Genomic DNA, 23,495 nt, shown 5'->3' on the forward strand with positions numbered 1-23,495 from the left:
ATTATTAAGAAACAAATATTATGCCAAATTATTCAAAATGAGCAAGAACCTTACAACAAGAGCAGAAGATTATTCAAAATGGTACAATGAGTTGGTTGTTAAGGCCGATTTAGCAGAGAATTCAGGGGTTAGAGGTTGTATGGTAATAAAACCTTATGGGTATGCTATATGGGAAAAAATGCAAGCTGAACTTGATAGAATGTTTAAAGAGACAGGACATCAAAATGCATATTTCCCGTTATTTGTTCCCAAAAGTATGTTTGAGGCAGAAGAGAAAAATGCAGAAGGTTTTGCAAAAGAATGTGCTATAGTTACCCATTATAGATTAAAGAATGATCCTGATAAACCAGGAAAATTAATGGTGGATCCAAATGCAAAACTGGAAGAGGAATTAATTGTACGTCCTACAAGTGAAGCTATTATTTGGTCTACTTATAAAGGATGGGTACAGTCTTATAGAGATTTACCTTTGTTAATAAACCAATGGGCCAATGTGGTGCGTTGGGAAATGAGAACTCGTTTGTTCTTGAGAACAGCTGAGTTTTTATGGCAAGAAGGGCATACAGCACATGCAACTAGAGCAGAAGCAATAGAAGAATCAGAGAAAATGATGAATGTATACGCTGATTTTGTTGAGAATTTCATGGCTATTCCAGTTATAAAAGGATTGAAAACAGAAACAGAACGTTTTGCAGGTGCTGAAGAAACGTATTGTATCGAAGCTTTGATGCAGGACGGTAAAGCATTGCAGGCAGGAACTTCACACTTTTTAGGACAAAATTTTGCTAAAGCTTTTGATGTAAAGTTCGCTAATGCCGAAGGTAAACAAGAGCATGTTTGGGGTACTTCATGGGGGGTTTCAACACGATTGATGGGAGCGTTGGTTATGACGCATTCTGATGATCAGGGATTGGTATTGCCTCCTAATTTGGCGCCAATACAAGTTGTTATTGTTCCCATATATAAGAGTGATGAACAATTAGACGCAATTTCGAATGAAGTGGATGTTTTGGTTAAGACTCTAAGAAAATTAAATATCTCAGTTAAATTTGATAACAGAACAACTCAGAAACCAGGATTTAAATTTGCTGAATGGGAATTAAAAGGAGTTCCAGTCCGAATTGCTGTTGGTCCAAAAGATTTAGAAAACGGAACTTTTGAAGTAGCAAGAAGAGATACTTTAACAAAAGAAGTGGTGTCCAAAGACAGTATCACAACTTATATCGGCGATTTATTGGAGCAGATTCAAAAAGATTTATTCGAAAAAGCATTAAATTATAGAAATACTCATATTACTGAAGTCAATAGTTTTGATGAATTTAAGGAGGTTTTAGAAGGTGAAGGAGGCTTTGTTTCAGCACATTGGGATGGTACTGCGGAGACCGAAGAGAAAATAAAAGAATTGACAAAAGCAACGATAAGATGTATTCCTTTGGATAGAGTAGAACAGGCGGGAAGCTGTGTGTTTACTGGGAATTCTTCTATTGGAAGGGTACTCTTTGCGAAGGCATATTAAAAAAAATAATTTTTTTTTGCCTCTACTATTGCGCTTCTCAAAAATAGTTGTATTTTTGCATCCGCATTACAGAAGTAGGGTCCGTTCGTCTATCGGTTAGGACGCCAGGTTTTCATCCTGGTAAGGGGGGTTCGATTCCCCCACGGACTACAAGAAGTATTTAGATTGAAAAAATTCTGAGAATAAAAAAAATAATGGTCCGTTCGTCTATCGGTTAGGACGCCAGGTTTTCATCCTGGTAAGGGGGGTTCGATTCCCCCACGGACTACAAATTTTTTTGATCTAGAATATTCCAGAACTTAGAAGGATAATGGTCCGTTCGTCTAGGGGTTAGGACGCCAGAATTTCATTCTGGTAACAGGGGTTCGATTCCCTTACGGACTACAAAAAATGAAATAATTAAGATAAAAAAATAACACAATGGCAAATCATAAGTCAGCTCTAAAAAGAATTAGAAGTAACGAAAAGAGAAGAGTATTAAATAGATACCAACATAAAACGACTCGTAATGCTATTAAAGCATTAAGAATTGCAACTGATAAGGCTGATGCGACTTCAAAATTGTCAAATGTAATTTCTATGATAGATAAATTAGCAAAGAAAAACATCATTCATGATAACAAAGCTTCAAACTTAAAGTCTAAGTTAACTAAACATGTTGCTAAATTATAAGTAATATAATTTGTATAAAAAAGCTCCTTTTTCAAGGAGCTTTTTTTTATGGCTAAAAGTTTTTGCTAATTAATTTTTGACGTTAAGTAATTTAACATTTCAACTGTGATAGGTTTGGATAAGAATTCAATAACATTGGAGTATGACTTTGATTTTTTGATATCTTCCGGATCTATAGTTGATGTTAAAATGATGACTTTGGTGTTGTTTGAATTGTAATAATGAGAGTTGTTGAATAAATCGAGAAACTCCCAACCACCCATTACAGGCATATTTAAGTCCAAAAAAATTAATTGAGGCTTTATATCTTCGGTGGCAATTGCGTTGATAAATGTAATGGCTTCCTCGCCATTCATTGCATTTACTATTTCTTTTGCAAAAGACGCTTTTTCTACTATTTTTTTAAATAGCATTAACGTGATTGGGTCGTCATCGACGCACATAATTAAATCTAACATTTTAAAAAGATTTAAGCGTTAGTGTAAATTCAGTTCCTTTTTCGACTTCACTCTGAATGGTTATTGTGCCACCCATGGTTTCTATTTGGGACTTAACTAAAAATAGTCCTAACCCTTTACTGTCCGGGTAATCGTGAAATCTCTGATAGAGACCAAATATTTTGTTTTTGTGTCTTTCTAAGTCTATTCCGATGCCATTATCTTTGAAACTGATCGAAATTATTTGATCAGCTTCTGAAATAGCAATATCAATAATTAAATCTCTGTTTTTTGATCTGAATTTAAGAGAATTAGTGAATAAGTTGAGTAAGATGCTTTCGAGATAGACTTTGTTAGTGTTTATTTTTGAAACGTTTCCATAGCTGATGTTTATTGTTGGTTTTATGGTTTCGATGTCTAGTTTTAGCTGGTTGAGAATGTTTTTGAAGGTATCCTGTATTTGTAACTCTTCATTTTGTATGGCAGAGCTGTCCTTTATAGTGATTGCTTTGGATAAGTCATTGACTGTCTCATTTAGAAGGTGGGTAGATGTTTTGAAGCCATTTATGATTTCTTCTAAATCCTCATTTTCAATTAAGACATGGTCGATTAAATTTAATAAGCCCGTTAAATTTGATAATGGAGCTCTTAAGTTGTGAGATGTAATGTATGAAAATTGTTTTAAATCTTTGTTGTTGCGTGTTAATTCCCGGATGAGTATTTCTTTTTCTTTCTCTAATTTTTTTTCTTCAGTAATGTCTCTCTGGATGGAAATCCAGTGAGACAGATCCTGTTCCAGATTGTATACGGGGATGAATGAAAGGCTCACCCAATATTCTGAATGGTCTTTTTTATAGAGAATAATTTCAAGAAAACATTCTTTTCTGTTTTTTATGGCTTGTGTTAGTTTTTCGATTTGGTGAGGATCTGAATTTTTCCCCATGAAAAAATTTGGAGATTTCCCTATAATTCTGGAATGTTCATAGCCTGACATTTTGCTGAATGCAGGATTTGCAAAAACTATTTTGGGTATTTGGTGATTATCAGAAGTTGCCTGCGTGATAATGATTGAATCTCGAGCTTCGGTAAAGACAGTTTCAAGCAGTTTTAAACGGTTTTCTTCCTCTTTTTGTTTGGTGATATCTTGGATGGCACCGATCATCCGAATAGCTTTTCCGTTTTCGTCTTTTAAAATAAAGCCTCTGTCTAATACATATTTGTATTTATTGTCTGCACATTTAAAACGGTACTGGTCTTGCCATTTTTCAGTCTTTTGTTCAAGAAATGAATAGAGTTTGATGGACATTTTTATGCTGTCTTCTGGATGTATATTGTCAAACCACCATTTGGAATTATTAATTACTTGACTTTGATTGTAGCCGTATATTACTTCGATGCCTTTGTTCCAAGTGAAATTGTCTTCTGGTATCTTCCAGTCCCAAATCGTATCGCTGGTTGCTTTTGCAACGATATCGTATTTTTCGTTAGACTCTTTTAGTTTGCCGTTGGTATGTTTGAGGTTTTTGTATATTTCTGTATATCTTTTGCTGTTTTTGTATAAGATGTATCTAAAAAGAAGAGCTGTAGTTATTATGAAAAAGATGTCTTTAATGAAACTAAAAGTATAGATATTTAAATAGAGGGAATAATGTTTTGCTAATTTATAGCTAATAATAGCAATAAATAGCCCAATTAGTGTATAAGTTAAAGTTGTTTGAATAGTCCTGTCTTTCATTAATCAAATATAATTAATTTAATGTTAAAATTTAAAACTTCATTTTAAATAAATTCTTGATACTATTTATTTAATTGCCTATGTGTTAACAAAATAGCAAACTATTGCATAAAGATTTTTTATATCAAAATAAAGTGTACCTTTGCACCCATTAAAAATCACAGATGGAAGCTATTAGAAACATTGCAATTATTGCCCACGTCGATCACGGTAAAACAACTTTGGTTGATAAAATTATGTATCACTGTCAGTTATTTCGTGACAACGAGAACACAGGTGACTTAATCCTTGATAACAACGACCTAGAGCGCGAAAGAGGTATTACTATTACTTCAAAGAATGTTTCGGTTCAATATAAAGGTACAAAAATCAACATTATTGATACTCCTGGTCACGCCGATTTTGGTGGTGAGGTAGAGCGTGTTTTGAATATGGCTGATGGAGTTTGTTTATTGGTTGATGCTTTTGAAGGACCTATGCCACAAACTCGTTTTGTATTGCAAAAAGCTATTGATTTAGGATTGAAACCATGTGTTGTAATCAACAAAGTAGATAAAGAAAACTGTACTCCTGAAGAAGTTCATGAAAAAGTTTTTGACTTGATGTTTGAATTAGGTGCTCAAGAATGGCAGTTGGATTTCCCAACCGTTTATGGTTCAGCTAAGAATAACTGGATGTCTGATCATTGGGAAAACGTAACTGATAATGTTGAAGCATTGTTGGATATGGTTGTTGAAAATGTACCTGCTCCTAAGGTTTCCGAAGGAACTCCACAAATGTTGATTACATCTTTAGATTTCTCTGCTTTTACAGGCCGTATTGCTATTGGTCGTCTAGAAAGAGGAGTATTAAAAGAAGGTATGCCAATCTCATTGGTTAAAAGAGATGGTACAATAATAAAATCAAGAATTAAAGAGCTTCATACTTTTGAAGGTCTTGGACGTAAAAAAGTACTTGAAGTAATTGCTGGAGATATCTGTGCGATTGTTGGAGTTGAAGGATTTGAAATTGGAGATACTATCGCTGATTTTGAAAACCCAGAAGCGTTGAAAACAATTGATATTGATGAGCCTACAATGAGTATGTTGTTTACAATTAACGATTCTCCTTTCTTTGGGAAAGAGGGTAAATTTGTAACTTCTCGTCATATTAGAGAGCGTTTGACAAAGGAATTAGAGAAAAACTTGGCAATGAAATTGGGTGAAACTGATTCTGCTGATAAATTTATGGTTTTTGGTCGTGGAGTACTTCACTTGTCTGTTCTTATTGAAACAATGAGAAGAGAAGGTTACGAATTGCAAATTGGTCAGCCACAAGTTATCATCAAAGAAATTGATGGTAAAAAATGTGAACCTATTGAGGAATTGACTATCGATTTACCAGAATCTCTTTCAGGTAGAGCGGTTGAGTTCGTTACTATGCGTAAAGGTGAAATGCTGAGTATGGAAACTAAAGGTGAACGTATGATTGTAAAATTTAATATTCCATCACGTGGAATTATTGGATTGCGTAACCAATTGCTTACTGCTACTGCTGGTGAGGCTATTATGGCACACCGTTTTATAGGATACGAACCTTACAAAGGAGAAATTGCTGGACGTAATAAAGGTTCATTGATTTCTATGGAAAAAGGAAAAGCTATTCCTTATTCTATCGATAAATTGCAAGATCGTGGTAAGTTTTTTGTTGAACCAAATGCCGAAATTTATGAAGGTCAGGTAATTGGAGAAAACTCTCGTGGTGATGATATGTGTGTAAACGTAACTAAAGAGAAAAAACAATCTAACGTTCGTTCGTCTGGAAATGATGATAAAGCTAGAATTATCCCTCCAATCATTTTCTCTCTAGAGGAAGCTTTAGAATACATTCAAAAAGATGAATACGTAGAGGTTACTCCAAAATCTATTCGTTTGAGAAAAATCTATTTGACAGAAACTGACAGAAAAAGATTTAAAATCTAAAAGATTTAAATTTTAATATTTAAAAACCCAAATTCCTAAGTGACGGAATTTGGGTTTTTTATTTTTTAGGATAATGTGCATCGCTCATTTTGATATTGATTTTGGAATCAGAAGTAATGGTAAATTTTGCCTCTTCATATTTTGGAGGTCCCATAAACCCTTTGGCATTATTGGAACAAGCAACTGGTTCTTTGGGCATTCCTATAAAACTTTTATCCAGCTTGCCGTTATTGTTCATGTCGTGATAAACCAAAACAGTGTATTCCCCTTTTGGAATATCAGAAAAAGTAACTGAGGCTGCATTTGATTTTATTGCAGCCGAGCCTTTTTTATACGCTGTTTTAAGAAATTTTTCTTTGGAACTGTATAATTCAGCAGTTAATATTCCTGTGCTGTTTTTTAAACCAGAAACATTGATGGTAAGGCTTGAATTTTGACCGAATCCCAAACTGCAGATAGATAATAAGGTTATAATGAGAAACTTTATCATGATTATTGATTTAGATATTTAAAAAATGATTATTTACCTTTTTAGCGAAAAATGCCCTTTGGCCTCGCGTCCGTCTTCCAGTTTTATGGTATACCAATAATCATCGGCTGGCATTGGATTTCCGGTATAAGTTCCATCCCAGCCATTGCCAGAGGAGGCAACTTGTTTGATTAGTTTACCGAAACGGTCGTAAATAAAAATTTGTGCGCCAGTATTGAAGGTTTCATTTGCTCCTTTGATATTCCAATAATCATTATAACCATCATTGTTAGGAGTAAAAAACTTGGGTATGCCAAGTACGGCAATGGTTTTTTTAATGATTCCGCATCCGTTTTTGTCACTAATATAGAGATCATGAATTCCGGGTGAAATATTATCGAAGTAATTGGATTCCTGAAATGGACCATTAGGTAAATCAATACTGTATTCGTAATTGCCTTGTCCCGAAACATTTGCAGTCATACTGTTAGAATCTGATAAATCTGAGATTGATACCGAGTTTAAATGGGCTATATCAGATGATGTTACGGTAATGGTTCGTGTTTTATCACAGCCTTTCTTGGTGGACACCATTACAGTGTAAGTGCCTTCTTCATTGACATCAAGAGTATAATTGTTTTCGTTTGGAATCGTTATGCCATCTTTTGACCAAATATAATTGTAATTGCTAATTGGTGTGTTGTCTTCAATCCCAGCATTGAGAGTGATAAAAAAACTTGGTAAATTAGAGCAGACTAATTGATTTTCATCTTTATTAGCGTTAGTGTTAATATTAGGTTTTGGGTTTACAAGAAGAGTGATATAAGGACCTAACCCAAAACAGGCATTGTCTAAATTACTCTCAACTCGTATCCAAATTTCTTGTTGATTTGCTGTTGTATTTCTATAATTGGATGGGTTTTGAATTATATTGGTTTCTGCCAATGCATCGGCTTCATTTGCATAGAATTTTATGGTGTAGTTTGAGGAAGGCGAAGGCAGTAAGTTTTTAATATCTGTAGCTACAGCACTAAAATCAAATGCAGCTATACCATCTTTGTCATCATTCGCTGTATCAATAAAATCATCACAAGTTTCAATAATTTTTTTGAAAGAAGAGCTGATTTGTGTGGTGGAGACAATTAGATTTAATTTAGCAATACTAAAACAGCCATTGGAGTTTTCTACTCTTGTCCAAATGATATTATTTGCACTCGTAAAAGCAATAGGATTTGCAATACGTGTATTCGCATCTTTGGTATCTGCCCCTGTAAAAGTGGTATAATAGCTAAAAGTTTCATTAGCATAATTGGCAGAGATAAAACTGTTTTTTTCGGTTATATTAAAATTAGAAATGCCATCTGTATCATCATCACATTGTATTACCGTCACATGCTTAACTACTGGTAGAGCATAAATTGTTAATGAAGTTTCCGCAGAAGTTAAACCGCAAGAATTACCTATTTTTTTTAATTGGACTCTGTATTTATAGCTGCTCATTGTATTTGTAACCTTTGATATTGTCAAGGTGCTTGTTGTGACATCAGAATAGATTGCATTGTTAGCAAGACTGTTCCAATTCACTCCGTCTGTAGATAATTGCCACTGATAGGTATTACCGCCATTATCTGTTAATTTGATTTTGGCGCTTTGTAATTCGCAAGTTGGAGTGGCTTGCGGTTGCGAGGTTATTACAATAGGAGCGGAAAGGATATAATTATTATTGGGGATGGTATAACCAACGCCACTGGTAATTTTGCCGTTTGCATTAACTGTAGGAGGAATGACAGAACCTAAAATTCCATCTCCATTTGCATCCAGAAATCCTGCTTCAATTACATCATTGCATAAATCATTGTCACTGTCAGTTTCGGTGTAGTTTTTTATATTATCGTCATCGGTATCCGCAACAATGTAGCCCAAAATGCCACTGTTGGGACTTGTTTCTAAGTAATCAGCGAGTCCATTGGTTCCAAAAGCTGTAGCGTCTAAAATTCCATTTTTATCAGTGTCTAAAGCTTTAATGCTGCCTGATTCTACTAAATCATATATTCCGTCATTATCACTGTCCAAATCCAGATAATTGGCTATGCCGTCATTGTCAGTATCAATTGGATTAGATACTGGCTCAAAAATTTCGTCCAATCCGTTTAGGTTAATGTCAGTATTGGATAGCGCTTTTGGAGTTTTTTGGTTTTCTGTACTATCAGGAATGCCGTCATTGTCTGAGTCTAAATCCAATTGATCCGGTATGCCATCACTGTCACTGTCTGTAGGAATGCAGGTTGCAGTAAGTTTGAAAGTTGTTTTGTTTCCAATGTTATCCAAAAGGTTCTTATGGGTGATTTTAATGGATTTGGTTTGGTAGGATTGAAATGAAAAAGTTCCGCTTCCCGCCGCAAGCGGAGTATTTCCGTTTAGTCTAAAACGAATTTCAAAAGAAGAAAACTGAGTTACTCCGCTTTCATAAATTCCATCATAATTGGTGTCAATTAATAGCTGATTGGTGGGATTCAAAACGGTTATGGTTTTATCTATATCTGAATTGATGATATATTCAGAATCAGTATTGAATAAATCGGTTGTATTTGCTGTTGAAACATACTCTAAACTAAGATTTATGGGTTTTATAAAGTCTAATTTATAAGCTACCGAAAATCCTTTTCCTGCCATGACTTCAGTCACAAAACTACCATCTGAATTTCCTTTAAATGGAACTGGAGCTTCTGGTGTGGTATTGTTAAAAGAGCCTGTAAAAGAATTGGTGTAAGTTCCAACAGTTACAACACCCAAACTTGGATTAGAACTGTCAATATTTTTGCTTCCGTAGGATTCAGTGCAATTTAATATTCCGTCATTGTCATAATCAACATCGATATTATCATTTGCTAAATCATTGTCATTATTTGTAGGACATTCACTAACAGGAATTTTATCTGAGAAAACATCACTGACACAGCCGGAAATACTTCCTTTTACCTGATAAAAACCAGGCTGGGTCGGTTTGTAATTATTGTATATTTCAGAAGGAATCAGAATGTCATTTTTGTACCATTGAAAAGTGTCATAAGATGATAATGTATTTATTTTTAAGGAAACATTTGGAATACAAGAGGAAGTGGTGAGTGAAATTTTGCTTGAAACAATTTCGGGTTTTAAATCAAAACCAGAATAATAACCTCCGTAGGTTGCAGCACCATTAGTTCCAAAATAGGAAACATAGACCTGTTTGGTTGATCTTACAGCAATATTCCCAGATAAATTATTTATAGTGTACCGTACAAAATTAGGATTTCCTGTAATAGTAGTTGGAGAATCAGTAATAGGGATATTGTTTAAAAAAACAGAAGCTCCGGATTCGGTTACAATATTTAAAACTCCCATTAGAGTTGTGTTTCCAATAGCTTGAATTTGCGGAATATTATCTACAGTATTGGGGGTTGAACAATTAATTGGAGGAACAAAAAATAAGTTTTGATTGGCTGGTGAAATTGACCCTCCTATACTTTGATAAGCAAATAAATTTTGGCTTGCCGTAATATACATATTGCTATTTATGTATTGGCTTCCGTCTAAAACAAGGTATTCTCCACTATTGAGTGTTGCGATTGGAGCTGTTGTGTCTCCATTTAAAAAAATTTGCGTTTGGTCTGAATGTGCTACTAATAAAACACGCTCTAATTCATTTGTTCCAATTCCTCTTACAAAAATATACTCCTTTCCTGTTTTTTCTAAGGGAACAATTTGGTCAAAACCTACATCTCTTCCTACAGGCAGACTTACTCCATTTTGGATTCTTACTTCTTTACTGTTGCTGCCGCCAAATGAACCAGAGTTTACAACAACAGGTTTGTCTGATTGAACTAATGCACCAATTATTTTTGAACTATTGGATACGAGACCATCATCAAAATAATTTTGTAAAGCCAAGACATAACTTTCATTTTTATTAAGAGTAACAGTAATTGGACCAGTAACGCTTGGCCTGTTTAAAAGTCTAGTTCCGTTTTGAAGATTTGAAATGATAATTTTTGTCCCGTTTTCGGTAGCAAGTATCGAGGCAAAGTTCAGTAATGTTGGATCAAGAAGAGGATTCAGCATGGCACCTAGTCTAAAAGTGGTTCCTAGTGCGCTGTTTCCTTTGGAAACCAAACCTCCGGCGTGATTATAACTGCCATTTCCTAAACCAGAATTGACCCTGACGCTCACATATATTAAATCTTCGGCTTCTATTACATACCCTTTATTGGCTATAATTCCTGTTATTGTTGCTGGAGTAAATAATTGGGTATTATCACCGGTTCCAATAGTATACCGATAAGGATTAGTGCTGTTTACGGTTCCAGAAATCACATTTCCGCCATTGGCTATGATTTTAAAATTTACATTTACAAGACTCGGTGTTGAAATGTATAAATAGTGATCTTCTGCTAATGCTTGTGCTGCAACTAAAGGCGGTATGTAATGGGTTTTGCTAAATTGGGCAAAACAGTTTATAGTTAAAAGAATAAAAAATAAGTGTAATTTTTTTTTCATCAGATATAAATATTTTAAAACTACCTCTTTAAAGAGAAATGTCCTTTCATTGTTTTTCCATCATCGAAATTTATAACAAACCAATAATCATCAGCAGGTAATTCTTTTCCGTTAAATGTGCCATTCCAGCCATTACCAGTAGCATCCAGCTGTTTTATTAGTTTTCCATAACGATCAAAAATAGTTATGGCAGATTTTGGAAAGACATCTAAATTTTTTATTTTCCAAGTATCATTGTAACCATCATTGTTTGGAGTAAAAAAACGGGGGTAATCAAGTACATAAACTTTGTATGAAGCGGATGTGCCGCAACCATTTTTGTCTCTCGCAGCAACCCAATAGGTTCCTGCCTCCAAGCCATTGAAAATTGGGCTGTCCTGATAAAAATTTCCGTCTAATGAAAATTCAAAATTTCCATTGCCAATATAGTGAATTGAAACCATATTTTCGGCGCCAGCAAAATTATTAACTTTTACATCGGTAATTGTTGCTATTCCAGAAGATTTTACAGTATACTCTTTGGTTTGCTGACAGCCTTGGGCATTTGTAACGGTAACGGTGTACTGACCAGGTGCTGTCACAGTAGTTGTATTGGTTTTGTCTCCATTGCTCCACAAATAGTCAGCATAACCGCTATCGACAGTTAAAACTGCATTAGAGCCGTCACATAAAAATGAAGCGGTGTCTTCAAAATTTGAAGGTTCGAATGTATGAATGATAATGGTTTCCGGAGTGATTTTGTAACAATCTGTGCCGTTTACAATTCTTGCATAAATTATCTGCTGTTTTGGGACTGTATTAGTGAAAAGATTGGGTAATTGATTCTTTTGCAGAATAGCATCAGTTTGAGCTGCATAATATTCGACGATTAATCCAGCTGGCAGTCCGTTAGTGATTTGAGGGGTAATTTTTGCGTTTAAATCAACTTGGGTAATTCCATCCTGCAATGCATCTGTGTCACAAGTTTCAATTGGATTTTGAGGTGTGATGGGGTTATTGGATATTGCTAAAGCTAACTGAGCATAATTGACACATCCAAATTCATTATTTACTCGTGCAAACAGCGTTTGATTGACCGTTGTATTTTTGAAAGAAGTTGGATTTGATATTGGGTTAATTTTTCCTTGAGCATTAGCTAATGAAGTGTAATAAGTCAAATTTGTTAGTTTTGGATTATTATTTTTAATTACATTATCCATTTTAGTTAAATCAAAAATAGTAATGCCGTCACCATTATCATCACATTGATATAAAGTAACATTATTTAATATAATTTGAGGAGCATACTCAATTCTTACTTCATCTTCGGCAGTACAAATTGATGGAAATAAAGTGACTTTTACTTTATAAGTCCCAGTGCCATTAATAGTTAATGATGGTTTTGTTTCTCCGGGAATTGGAGTTGCTGAACCGTCTTTATACCATTCGTATGTATAACTGGCTGATAGTTTGGTGTCTATCAGATAGTTTTCGCCAAAACAAATAGGATTGTTGTCTGTAGCAGTGCGGTCTGATCCTAAATCCATTTTTGCTGAGAAACTTCCCGCTTCCAAGAAAACAGCTGAATCATAATATTCTGGACCATCATCTGCAATTACTAATTTTATATGATAGGTTTTTCCAGCGATTACTTCGGTTTGTGCATTCAGTTTTATAGTTTGGCCACTATAATTGGTTGGACTTGTGTTGCTGTTAAAACCGTTAAAATACGTTTCGTTAATTGAATTACATCCGGGGTGGGTAATATTTTGTGAATCTATGACCGAATTTATAATTGGGTGAATATTCTTTGAAGAAACGGGAATATTAGTGCCTGGGATAACCGCAATGTTTTTATAATCACTTGAGCTTCCTTTTTCTTTAATTAAAAAAGCAAAACCATCCGAGAAATCACAAGGAAAATAAGATTGATATTCATTGGAAGCAAAAATGTAATTAAAGCTGATGAAATTTGTCAAGGGAATAAAATCAAATTCAAGGACAGTTGCATTTACACTTTTTATACCCAATATTCGATCCAAATCGGCATCGCCAACCCATAATTTGTTACCGCCTCCACTTTGATTACTTATATAAGGGCCTATTGCAGTTTTGCTATTGAAAGTACTTAATAATACGCCTTCTTTAAGTGAAAAATTACTGCTTCCAGCATTGAAATATCCATAGCTGTTTTGTCCAAGAGTAAAAGTATTGCCACTTGCATTAAATTCAGAAACATTGGCACAACTGCTATTTACCAAAACATTTTCAATTAATTCTTGAGCTGATTTGGTATCATCGACAGTAATAACTTGAGCATCTGCAATACCCAAGTTAAACAAAAGAACAGCTAGTGTCAGTAATTTTTTTGAAGGATTCATGGTATACAAAGATACTACAAATCCCTGTTTTTTAAAATTCTATAAGATAGTAATAGAAAAATAGCTGTCCAGCATAAAACGATTGTAATGTCAAAAAAGTGTACGCTATAATCTTTGATGTTTTCGACTCCCATTTGTGTACCAATTGATTTAACAAGGGAGGTTCTAGATAAGGGTTCAACAATCAGATTTGACATCGCTTCCAAAGGGAAGAACTGGGTGATGTAGCTTGCAGTTTTGCCTTCTGGGAAGAGACGAAAGTTCAAAAATGCTTTTGCGATTCCTTCTATTATGCTCCAAACCAAAAGGAAACCTAATGCAAATGCTGATCTCTTTACTAATATCCCCAAGAACAAACAGAAAGAGAAAAATCCAACCAGTTTTACAAAAAAAGCTAAAAGATAATCCAAATCCGAGAAAACAATGCTTAGTTCTGTATAAGAGGAAAAACTATAGCCAAGAATTAACGTCATTATAAAAACAAAAACTGTAGAGCATAGCGAGAACAGAACTATGGTCACAAATTTTGAAAGGATGAATTCTTTTTTGCTCAATCCGTCAATAAGGTTTTGTTTTAAAGTGCCATAACTGTATTCATTTGCCATCATCGAGACAATTACGATGGCCAAAAAGAGTTTTAAAAAAGCAGCAACATAGGTGTTGAAATGCCAGATATAAGGGAAATTAAAAATTCCCATTTCGGCAACCTGAAAATGAAGTGCCCCAAATTCAAATTTTATGGAGGCTATCAAAGCAATAAAAGAAAGTAATATAAAATAAGTCAAAGTCAATACACGGCTGGCTTTGTTTAGCCAAATTTTTTGTAATTCTATAGAGAGTAATCGTTTCATATTGGAGAGTGATTAGTGAATAGCGCTTAGTGATTAGTCGAAAAAGTCCTTAACGTTATTATTGTTTTTTGCTATTGAAATTGATTTTTTGTTATTGTTTCGTTAATTCTAAAAACTGTTCTTCCAAGCTGTTTTTTCGTTTTACCAAATGACTCAAACAAATATTATTTGCAAACAGATACTGATTCAAATCTTTTGATTCTAAATTTGCTTTTAGGTAAACCAAAACTTTTGCATCGGCTGCTGTGATTTTATCTACGGAAGGATGAGCCTGTAAAATGCGGATTAAATTTTCGGTATCATCAGCCTGCAGTTCGAAGAAACCTTCATTAGACGAAACGCCATCAACAGGACCAGAATAAAGCACTTGGCCTTTTCTTAAAACCAATACATGCGAACATACTTTTTCAACTTCGTCTAATAGGTGAGAAGCCAATAAAATGGTAGTTCCTTTGGAAGCAATTTTTTTGATAATGTCTCTGATTTGGTGGATTCCCTGCGGATCCAATCCGTTTGTTGGTTCGTCTAGAATCAAAATTTCAGGATCATTCAATAAGGCCGAAGCAATCGCTAATCGCTGTTTCATACCTAGAGAAAATGTGCTGAATTTGCTGTTTTTTCTTTCGGTCAAACCTACCAATTCCAGTTTTTCATCTACTTTAGAGTAATCAATATTTTTTATTTTGCAGACCAATTTCAGGTTTTGTTCAGCAGTCATATAGGGATAAAAGTTGGGTCTTTCAATAATAGCTCCCACTTTTTTTAAAGCTTCGTGCGTTTGAAGATTACCGCCAAACCAACTGTATTCTCCCGAAGTTTTGTTCACTACATTAAGAATAATGCCTAGAGTAGTTGATTTTCCGCTTCCATTTGGCCCCAGAATACCATAGACATTGCCTTTTGTTATTTCTAATGAAACATTTTTTAAAGCTTGAAGGCCTCCATAACGCTTGTTGAGATTCTGAATTGAAAGTATTGTTTCCAAAGTATATCGTTTTTTGTATAGGACGAGCTAATTTGTTTTTTGTTACTCATGCCGTTGATTTTTTGTCGTTTAATTCTAAACAGCAATATTTCGATTTATTTCATCAGTTCATTTAAGTTCATGTGGGCGTGACCCTCAAAAAAGTCGGGTCGGGCTTTCCGTTCCCGCTTTTTTTCTTTATCAATTGCCTCGGGTTTAAACCCGAGGCAATTGATAAAGAAAAAAGAGCTCCACTTTAATCCCTCACGCAAAAAAACTCGTGATAAATAAGAGAATGTTATTTGTTTTAGAAAAATGCATTTTTAGTTCATGATATTTTAAAAGCATGCCTTTTGTATTCAAATTTTAATGATTTTTATGGCGTCACACCTAGAATATACAAGGGTTTTAATGTAAATTTGTAACAAATGTATTCAAAATGAGCGAGCCCTTAATGTTTTTTAAAAAACCCTGTTATCCTATCAATAATGCACTTTTAAATTACTTGGAACGATTTGATCTTGTATCAAAAGAACCAATAATTTATGATGATCTTTTGCGGTTTTCAGGTTCAATTAATGTTTTTGATAAAAACGACCAAGATACTTTATGGATTAGAGTCTATTATAATGAATATGAACGGGATGAAATCGATTTAAATTTAAAAAAAGTATATTCATTATTGTATTCAGACGGAAATACTGATATTCTTCAGTACTTAAATGTGGATGCCATTGACTATTGTACTTTTGGAAATTCAAAACCATTCCGTATCAAAGTGCGAAATATCCTGAATGACAATTACACCTATTTTTATATCAAAAAAGCAGATGCTTCCAGAGTGTACGGATTGGAATTGGAGCATTTATTATCACCCTACAAAATTAATTTTTTAGTTTTCAAAGATACTTTGATCGAAGAGCATATTACTGGAATTCCCGGCGATGTTTTTATGCAGACATTATTAAATAAATGCAGTGAAACCGAAAAGGCTCAAATTGCAAAAGAATTCGTGAAATTTAACGAACGCTGTATGATCCGTTTATTGGGCGATATGAGATCGTATAATTATGTAGTGATCCCGATTCACGATTTTGATCAGGTGGTGTATAAAATCAGGCCGATTGATTTTGACCAGCAGTGTTTTGAAGGTAATTTTAAAGTGTATCGTCCGCAGTTTTTCAAGGAAAATTATCCTATGATAAAAAATATTAAAGAAAAACTTCAAGACAGATCTATAGAGCAGTATAAAAATGAAGAGCGTTCTGCTCTGGCCAAAAGAATCAATACCGCCGAAAACCGGATTAAGATTCTGATGAAAATTATGGGCAACGACTTTATTTCTAACGATGAAAATCTTAGTCAGTTAAAACAAGAATTGTACCGTTATACAAACGACATGAATTTTAAAAATGCAAAATCAATGGGGAATGTATTGAGCGCCGCTTTTGAATTTGTTACCAGAAACTTCAATAGCGCTAATTTATTCAAACCAGGATTTTAACAACTGAAAAAATTACATAGAAGAAAGATGCTTTCTGTTATAATGATTCAATAAAGTCTCATTTATTTCTTTTAACCGAGGAGTTAAAAATGTTTTTTTATCCTGCAGATCGTTTGTTAATTCTACTTGACAAACTGTGCACTTGTATTCTTTGAAGTGGTTTGTTACGTTTCTGACAGTCACTATTTTATGGCCAAAAATGGAACAGGCGGTTTTTTTGTCAACAAATTTTGACATTAATTCTAATAAGCTCATAATGTGGGGGGTATAATTTTAACAAACATATATTATTTTTTGCTATTATTCAAATAAAACCGATAAAAAACGCTTTTTTTGTCGTAAAGAAATGTAAATCTTACAAAGGTATTATTTTTGTTTTTTCCGGATGATTTATTGTTATAAAAAAACAATCCTCAACTACCTAAGCAGTTGAGGATTATAAATTATAATCTCTATTTAAGAGTTTTTGTTATTTTAAAATCAAAAATTATGATTTTTCTTCTTTGTTGAAATAAACCAAATAATAGTACATTTGTTTTTCTTCGTCCCAGCCTTTTTCCACAAATTTTTCAGCACTTTCAGGATTGATAAAATCCATTTTGATTTGGATATGTGTGTCCAGATTGATTACATTCTTGATTGATTTTCTTGCGTCGCTTACTGCAGCGTTTGCAATTGGGAATGAAGTTACATCTTCGATACTGTATTTCTCTCCTTTGTCAACTTTGTAGTTTTTAAATTCCGGAATTAAGTCAGGATTATCAAGTACTTCATTTAAGAAATTAGTTTCTTCAAACTGATCATTTTTTGCAAAATAATTCACAGAACGGTTCATGAACATTACCTCTTCTTTTTTGTCTTCGGCAGGGAAAACAACGTCTTTGGCAAAACCTTGACAGAATTTCAAGTATTTTTTGGTGATGAAATTTTCATCTTCAAATGCATCAACCGAAAGGAAATGCTCCAGCCAATATCTGGCATCATAACGGTTGCTGTCCACAGAAAGAATTTTATATCCTTCTTCTTTTTTGTAATTAAAAATCAAGCAGCCTTTGTCCAGTTTGTTTAAGCTTACTCCATGCTGCAGGATCATTTCCAATTGTGTTCCTTTTTCCTCAAACTGTAAAAAGTCGGATTGGATTTCGCTTTTGAAAATTCCGATAGCATCTACCACATTATTGTCAATGCTTAAATTGGTCAAATAAGTCACATATACCTCGCCATTTTTGATATGCGGATGATTGGATTGTTCAAAAAGATGATTAGTTATCTTTTTGGAAATATCATGCAAAGCATTTGGATTGTTGAAGATTTCCGTTGCATATTTAAACATGTCATTGTAGTCCAAATCTACTTCATGAGCAAACTGAAAGTAGTTTTCTTCTTTTTCCTTAAACGGCTTAAAGAAAAACTCTTTCATCAAAGGCACAATCTCATCGTTTAATTTAAATGGTTCTTCCGATAAAAAAAGAGGCTCGTTACGGCTCATGTTTCCCACACGGTGTATGGATAGCGTTTCAATGTGCGTGTTGTATAAGTTTATCATTTTTTTGTTTTTTAGATGATAGATGAAAGAGCCAAGAAAAAAGACAGAATTAAAGTCTTTACTCTTGGCTCTTGATTTTTATTGTCGTTTTATTCTAATTCCAATTCTCCTCAAATCCATAATCTTCAAAACTGTCGTCTCCTTCGAACATGTCTAGATCATCTTGGTCTAGATCGTCTTCAAATTCGCCGTAGATATCATTGTGCATGTCATCGGCTTCAAAGTTTTTTTCGAGGGCTTCGTCTGGCATTTCTCCGTGAGAAAATATAGTTTCTGGATATATGTTACCTACAACCTGTTCTTCAACAGCGGCTAATTCCACTAGGAAAGTCCACATATTGATAAAGTCATAAACGTAAATAATCTTGGTATTTTGCTCGTCTAATATATCGGATAATTGATAGTCACTCATTACTTTTTGCTCACCAGGAACATCTCCTGTATCAAACATAGAAATTTCATCCTCTTGATTCCAAGTTTCATCACAGGTGTAGAAAGAAGCTACTTCCATTCCGTCGAAGCCAAATGAATTGAAAATAGCATTGTGTAAATCTTCTAAAGTGTCTTCTGCAAGTATTGCTATGTCTCTAAAAATGTCTTCTTCGGCATCTAGAATAACTCTGAATTTATAAACCATAATCTTTGTTTTTATTGAAAGAGCAAATGTAAAGTTTAATTTTAGATTTTAAATTTATGAATTGGGATTTGTTGAAAAGATTTTGAAGGGAGCTGATTTGATTTGTGGTGGTAAAATAACCAAGCCTTTTATTCACCGCAAAGACCGCAAAGATTTTTTATTCCTTATATATGTATTCCGCTAGGGGCGCAAAGCTTTGCGTTCTTTGCGTTTTTCAACAAAACTAAAATCATTGCGCCCTTTGCGGTTAATTTTTTGGATAATGGCAAAGGAGCTAAATCTCTCGCTTAGCCCCGATAGAAGTGGAAATCCTTTTTATTTTTCCTTTAAAAATAAAAAGATTGCAACGGATAGCGGGACCAATGCCGACTGAAAAAGCCAAATCTTTCTGCTCCAAAATCAATAACTGAATGAAACTTACTTCTTTCCGGTTAGTCGTTTTCTGATTTTGTGATAATGTTTGTGGTAGGTGCTGTGGCTCGGATATGTTCGGCTCGGAGTCATATTATTAAAAATTAAAGCCGTGATTAGTAAAATCAGGACGCCAATAAGAACCGGCGAGAACACATACATGTAGCCCAAGGCTTTTATTTTGTCCGATCCGATGATGGCGATAAGAGCGGTTGCTCCTCCAGGGGGATGCAGGGTTTTGGTAATCTGCATTAAAATGATGGAAAAAGAAACGGCTAGGGGAGCGGCAATCCAGATGATATCGGGGATTAATTTATGGACGGTAACGCCTATTAATGCCGAAATTAAATGTCCTCCAACCAAATTTCGGGGCTGTGAAAACGGACTTTGGATAATGCCGTAAACCAAGACGCTCGATGCTCCAAAAGAACCAATTAAATACACAGCATCGTTTCCCTTAAAGTGGATGGATTGGATATAAGCCAAGATTCCGATGCCGACAAATGAGCCTAAAAATGACCAAAACTGCTCTTTATAATCGACTAAAGTTTCTTTGTAAAGGATGTATTTCGTTTTGCGATAGGTTCGCTTTATTTTTTGAACTGGCATGGGGGAATATATTATTTTGCTAAACTAGAGGAATAGGAATAAACCGTAAACGGATAAATCATTTTTGCCGTGTATTTTGAAATCAGGCAGACTGCCAAAATAGGAATGAATAATGTATAATCATTCGTTAATCCGCAAACTAGGAAAATGGCTGTAAAAGGTGCGTGGATACTAGCGCTTAGGACAGCGGCCATTCCTATAATCATGAAGTTAAGCGGAATTACCTGTGTGCTGAAAAAAGTGTTTAAAACAGAAGCCAGTAATAATCCTAAAAACGCTCCAATAAAAAGACTGGGAGCAAATACACCTCCATCACCGCCAGAAGCTAAGGTTATCGAAGTTACAATAGGCTTTAAAATTAATATTCCGATAAAAGTAAGAGCTAAAGTTATTGTAAGCGGAATTTCATTAGAACTGCCAAAAATAACTTTCAGCGAGTGATAACCTTCTCCGTATAATTGTGGAAAAATAAACAGCGAAATGCTTAAAACTGCCGAACCTAATATGATTTTGTAATAATGGGTTTCTATTTTTGAAAATTGGGATTTGAAAAACAGCACGCATCTTGTGAGATAAACCGAATTTATTCCTGCCAAAATCCCTAAAAGGATGAAGTAAGGAATTGCTTTTAAATGCCAAGTGGTAATAGAAACGGTGAATAATGGTTTTTCGTTTAATATCGAAAGCAATCCGAAAGCAATGGAAACCGCAATTACATTTGAAATGATAAAAGTACGGGTTACTTTTCTAGAGATAACTTCAATGGCAAATAAAATTCCCGCAACAGGACTGCTGAACAAAGCAGTGATTCCCGCTGCAACTCCTGCGCAGATTAATTCTGTTTTGTACTGGCGGAATATATTTTCTTTTTGCTGGGCTACAGAACCGATAGTGGCCGAAGCAACAACCGTTGACACTTCAATTCCAGTTGAACCTCCAAAAATCACAGTCAATAAGCCATTTATAAAGTGTGATGGAATTTTATAAGTCGGCAGGTTTTTTGATTTTGACTCCGTGCTTTCAAAAACTTCTTTGATGCCTTTGTTTTCCTTTTTTTTGAAAAGATATTGTCTTAAAAAATAAATTACGGAAAGTCCAAAAACGGGAAAAAGAATATAAAAAAGCGGATTTACTGTAACTTGATGAAAGAAGATTTCCTCATAGTACTCAGTAATTTTTTTGAGTGAAATTCCTAAAAATGCCGAAAGAAAGCCTATTAAAACGGAAACGATAACTAATTTTCGGAGTTTTATGAATTGATGATTTTTTTTGATTTGCGCCGTTTTATTCATCAGAAGTAAATTTTTTTGAACCGCATTTTTTATGCGAATCGCAAATTTAGGCATTCAAATTCATAATTAAAGACAAAAAGGTGTTATTTAAAATGTTAAAATTACTGATTCAGTAATTTACCGTTCGTAAAATTCAATAGGAAGTTCATCAGGATCTGCGATAAAAGTAAAACGTTTTTGAGTCATTTCGTCAATTCGGATAGGCTCGGATTCGATATTTTTAGAGTTCAGGAAAGCAACTGTTTCATCCAGATTCGAAACCTCAAAAGCCAAATGTCTTAAACCTGTAGCTTCCGGTCTGGATGGGCGTTTTGGCGGATTGGGAAACGAAAATAATTCGATGATGTAATCGCCATTTAGAGCCAAATCAAGTTTATATGAATCCCGCTCTTCACGATAGATTTCCTGAATAACGGTTAATCCTAAAACATCAATATAAAAATGTTTGGATTTTGAATAATCCGAACAGATTATGGCAATGTGGTGTACTTTGTTTATGTTTATCATTGTAAATAAATCATGTTAGGCAAATTGGCGTTTGGGTTTTGTTCCAATGTTTTGGTGTGCAGTTTGTCAATTAATTTTTTTGTGTTGGCTATTGAATTGATTCTAAAAAGGAACAGCACTTCGTTTTCATCATCTGCATTTTGCCAAATATGCTCCAAATACATCTCTTCGAAAACATGAAAGGCTCTGTCGTTTTCTAAAACTTCTTTGATGGTTTCAAAAGGGACATTTCTGAGTGTTGCTAGGAGATGTGGCATTTTTTCTTGGTTTAAGGTTTTAGAATAAAATTGATTCTTAATGAAATAGCTACAACTATTTTTTCGTTATTTTCTCATGAATCTTCAATGTTTCCTGCAATGCTGCAGTTCCATACCAAGGAGTCAATTCGGCTTCAAGTAAGTTGGATTGTATAGCAGGATCTGTGGCAACAAGCGCTTTTGCTTCTTCGATTGTAGTAACATTAAAGATGTAAATTCCCCGATAGTTTCTGTCGTTTTTCCCGAAAGGGCCAGCCACAACAAGTTTTCCTTCTTTTGCCAATCGACCAATATTAGCCATATGACCTTTAAAGAATTCACTCTTTTCTTCGGCGGTTGCGGTGGTGTTGCTTCCGGGTTTCAAAAGGCAGAATACGTATTGTTTCATGCCGCGTTCATCTGCATTTAGGGATTTGGCGAGTTTTTCATCATATTTAGATTCGGTTTCCTGTGAAAATCCAATTGCAATGATGCATAAAAATAGGGCTATGAAAATATTTTTTTTCATGTAAATATCTTTTAAAGAATATTAAACTAAACTCGTTGGGTGTAATTCATAAAATTTTTATTAAACACATAGAAACATAGACTTTATTTAAAAAAGAAAACAAAAAAAGAAATACATTTCTTTCACATAGAGAACTATGCGGGTTTCAAATAAGTGAAACGCCTCCTTTTTGAGCATACAAAATCTATGTTTCTATGTGTTTAAAATAATTGCACCCAATGGGTTATACTAACTTTTTGAGAATAACAATCTGTCCAAGATGGTACACATCATGCTGAATTATTCCGTGAATATGTTCGTAATAGGTGTGATTGTTGTTGACGTATATTTTTTCGAAATCTTTGTCGTTAAAATTCTCAAAAAAAGCATTCCAGGATTCCTGAGATTTAGCGAGAGTTTGCTGCGATTGTACCCAAGCTACTTCGGATGGGTCTATAATGGGTACAAAATAATTATGGTCAGGAGTTATAACGGTTTCCCCTTGAACGCGTCTCAAAATGTTCTTCCTCCATTGAATAAGGTGATTGACAATTTCCCAGATTGTATTCAAATTAGGATTGATTTTCTTGTAAGCCTGCTGTGCATTTATATCTTTTAAAGTGTCTGCCAAAGTGACCTCAAGCCACGGATTGCCATTGTAAATGGACTGATACAGATTTGAAATTCTTTTGCTTTCTGACATATCGATGATTTTTGCAATTCATAATAGCTAAGATACAAATA

General features: G+C 34.3%; 19 protein-coding genes and 3 tRNA genes. 7 read left to right on the forward strand and 15 right to left on the reverse strand.

The features are described 5' to 3' along the window. The first annotated feature begins 37 nt into the window (after positions 1–37). The 5 genes from proS to rpsT all read left to right on the forward strand — a co-directional run bounded on the left by proS (position 38) and on the right by rpsT (position 2,188). Positions 38–1,516, forward strand: a complete 1,479-nt coding sequence (gene proS, locus CLU83_RS01425) for a proline--tRNA ligase (RefSeq protein WP_100433571.1) — start codon at positions 38–40, stop codon at positions 1,514–1,516. Positions 1,517–1,594: 78 nt separating this feature from the next. After that, a tRNA-Glu gene (locus CLU83_RS01430) sits at positions 1,595–1,666 on the forward strand. Between the two features lie 46 nt (positions 1,667–1,712). Further along, positions 1,713–1,784, forward strand: a tRNA-Glu gene (locus tag CLU83_RS01435). Positions 1,785–1,828: 44 nt separating this feature from the next. Further along, positions 1,829–1,900 (forward strand) — tRNA-Glu (locus tag CLU83_RS01440). Between the two features lie 36 nt (positions 1,901–1,936). Next, positions 1,937–2,188 carry a 30S ribosomal protein S20 gene (gene rpsT, locus CLU83_RS01445; protein ID WP_100429968.1) on the forward strand — a complete coding sequence of 84 codons (252 nt, stop codon included), beginning with the start codon at positions 1,937–1,939 and terminating at the stop codon, positions 2,186–2,188. A gap of 65 nt (positions 2,189–2,253) precedes the next feature. Here the strand turns inward: rpsT and CLU83_RS01450 are convergent, their stop codons facing one another. Both CLU83_RS01450 and CLU83_RS01455 read right to left on the reverse strand, forming a co-directional pair. Beyond that, a complete protein-coding gene (locus tag CLU83_RS01450) occupies positions 2,254–2,646 on the reverse strand; it encodes a response regulator (RefSeq protein ID WP_100429969.1) in 393 nt (130 codons plus the stop codon). A gap of 1 nt (position 2,647) precedes the next feature. Beyond that, positions 2,648–4,360, reverse strand: coding sequence for a PAS domain-containing sensor histidine kinase (locus tag CLU83_RS01455; protein WP_100429970.1), 1,713 nt, complete (start codon positions 4,358–4,360; stop codon positions 2,648–2,650). A gap of 164 nt (positions 4,361–4,524) precedes the next feature. Between CLU83_RS01455 and typA the strand changes: the two genes are divergently transcribed. After that, positions 4,525–6,321 carry a translational GTPase TypA gene (gene typA, locus CLU83_RS01460; protein ID WP_100429971.1) on the forward strand — a complete coding sequence of 599 codons (1,797 nt, stop codon included), beginning with the start codon at positions 4,525–4,527 and terminating at the stop codon, positions 6,319–6,321. 58 nt (positions 6,322–6,379) lie between these two features. Here typA and CLU83_RS01465 read toward each other — a convergent pair whose 3' ends face one another. The 5 genes from CLU83_RS01465 to CLU83_RS01485 form a co-directional block, all read right to left on the reverse strand. After that, complete coding sequence (locus CLU83_RS01465) at positions 6,380–6,811, reverse strand: DUF2141 domain-containing protein (protein WP_100429972.1); 432 nt, start codon at positions 6,809–6,811, stop codon at positions 6,380–6,382. A 33-nt stretch (positions 6,812–6,844) separates the two neighbouring features. Continuing rightward, positions 6,845–11,326 carry a T9SS type B sorting domain-containing protein gene (locus CLU83_RS01470; protein WP_100429973.1) on the reverse strand — a complete coding sequence of 1,494 codons (4,482 nt, stop codon included), beginning with the start codon at positions 11,324–11,326 and terminating at the stop codon, positions 6,845–6,847. A gap of 20 nt (positions 11,327–11,346) precedes the next feature. Further along, positions 11,347–13,686, reverse strand: coding sequence for a T9SS type B sorting domain-containing protein (locus tag CLU83_RS01475; RefSeq protein WP_100429974.1), 2,340 nt, complete (start codon positions 13,684–13,686; stop codon positions 11,347–11,349). Between the two features lie 14 nt (positions 13,687–13,700). Continuing rightward, positions 13,701–14,537, reverse strand: a complete 837-nt coding sequence (locus tag CLU83_RS01480; protein WP_100429975.1) for an ABC transporter permease — start codon at positions 14,535–14,537, stop codon at positions 13,701–13,703. Between the two features lie 91 nt (positions 14,538–14,628). Further along, on the reverse strand, positions 14,629–15,522 hold the full coding sequence (locus tag CLU83_RS01485; RefSeq protein ID WP_100429976.1) for an ABC transporter ATP-binding protein: 894 nt from the start codon (positions 15,520–15,522) through the stop codon (positions 14,629–14,631). 418 nt (positions 15,523–15,940) lie between these two features. Between CLU83_RS01485 and CLU83_RS01490 the strand changes: the two genes are divergently transcribed. Then, a complete protein-coding gene (locus CLU83_RS01490) occupies positions 15,941–17,005 on the forward strand; it encodes a hypothetical protein (protein ID WP_100429977.1) in 1,065 nt (354 codons plus the stop codon). 487 nt (positions 17,006–17,492) lie between these two features. On the opposite strand, the gene CLU83_RS01500 is transcribed toward CLU83_RS01490, so the two are convergent. The 8 genes from CLU83_RS01500 to CLU83_RS01535 form a co-directional block, all read right to left on the reverse strand. Then, positions 17,493–18,551 (reverse strand): nucleoid-associated protein, encoded by a 1,059-nt coding sequence (locus CLU83_RS01500; protein WP_100429979.1) that lies wholly within the window; start codon positions 18,549–18,551, stop codon positions 17,493–17,495. Positions 18,552–18,645: 94 nt separating this feature from the next. Beyond that, positions 18,646–19,188 (reverse strand): hypothetical protein, encoded by a 543-nt coding sequence (locus CLU83_RS01505; RefSeq protein WP_100429980.1) that lies wholly within the window; start codon positions 19,186–19,188, stop codon positions 18,646–18,648. Between the two features lie 417 nt (positions 19,189–19,605). Next, complete coding sequence (locus CLU83_RS01510) at positions 19,606–20,208, reverse strand: HPP family protein (protein WP_100429981.1); 603 nt, start codon at positions 20,206–20,208, stop codon at positions 19,606–19,608. 11 nt (positions 20,209–20,219) lie between these two features. Beyond that, entirely contained in the window at positions 20,220–21,500 is a 1,281-nt protein-coding gene (locus CLU83_RS01515; RefSeq protein WP_100433572.1) for a chloride channel protein, read from the reverse strand. Between the two features lie 117 nt (positions 21,501–21,617). Next, entirely contained in the window at positions 21,618–22,007 is a 390-nt protein-coding gene (locus tag CLU83_RS01520) for a VOC family protein (RefSeq protein WP_100429982.1), read from the reverse strand. Continuing rightward, the gene (locus tag CLU83_RS01525) at positions 22,004–22,264 is read right to left on the reverse strand and encodes a hypothetical protein (RefSeq protein WP_100429983.1); all 261 of its coding nucleotides are present in this window, start codon (positions 22,262–22,264) and stop codon (positions 22,004–22,006) included. Before CLU83_RS01525 ends, CLU83_RS01520 begins: the two co-directional genes overlap by 4 nt. Before the next feature lie 55 nt (positions 22,265–22,319). Continuing rightward, the gene (locus tag CLU83_RS01530) at positions 22,320–22,772 is read right to left on the reverse strand and encodes a YciI family protein (protein ID WP_100429984.1); all 453 of its coding nucleotides are present in this window, start codon (positions 22,770–22,772) and stop codon (positions 22,320–22,322) included. 223 nt (positions 22,773–22,995) lie between these two features. After that, positions 22,996–23,454 carry a DinB family protein gene (locus CLU83_RS01535; protein ID WP_100429985.1) on the reverse strand — a complete coding sequence of 153 codons (459 nt, stop codon included), beginning with the start codon at positions 23,452–23,454 and terminating at the stop codon, positions 22,996–22,998. Positions 23,455–23,495: the final 41 nt, after the last annotated feature.

The organism is Flavobacterium sp. 1 (genome assembly GCF_002797935.1).
Classification (GTDB): Bacteria; Bacteroidota; Bacteroidia; order Flavobacteriales; family Flavobacteriaceae; genus Flavobacterium.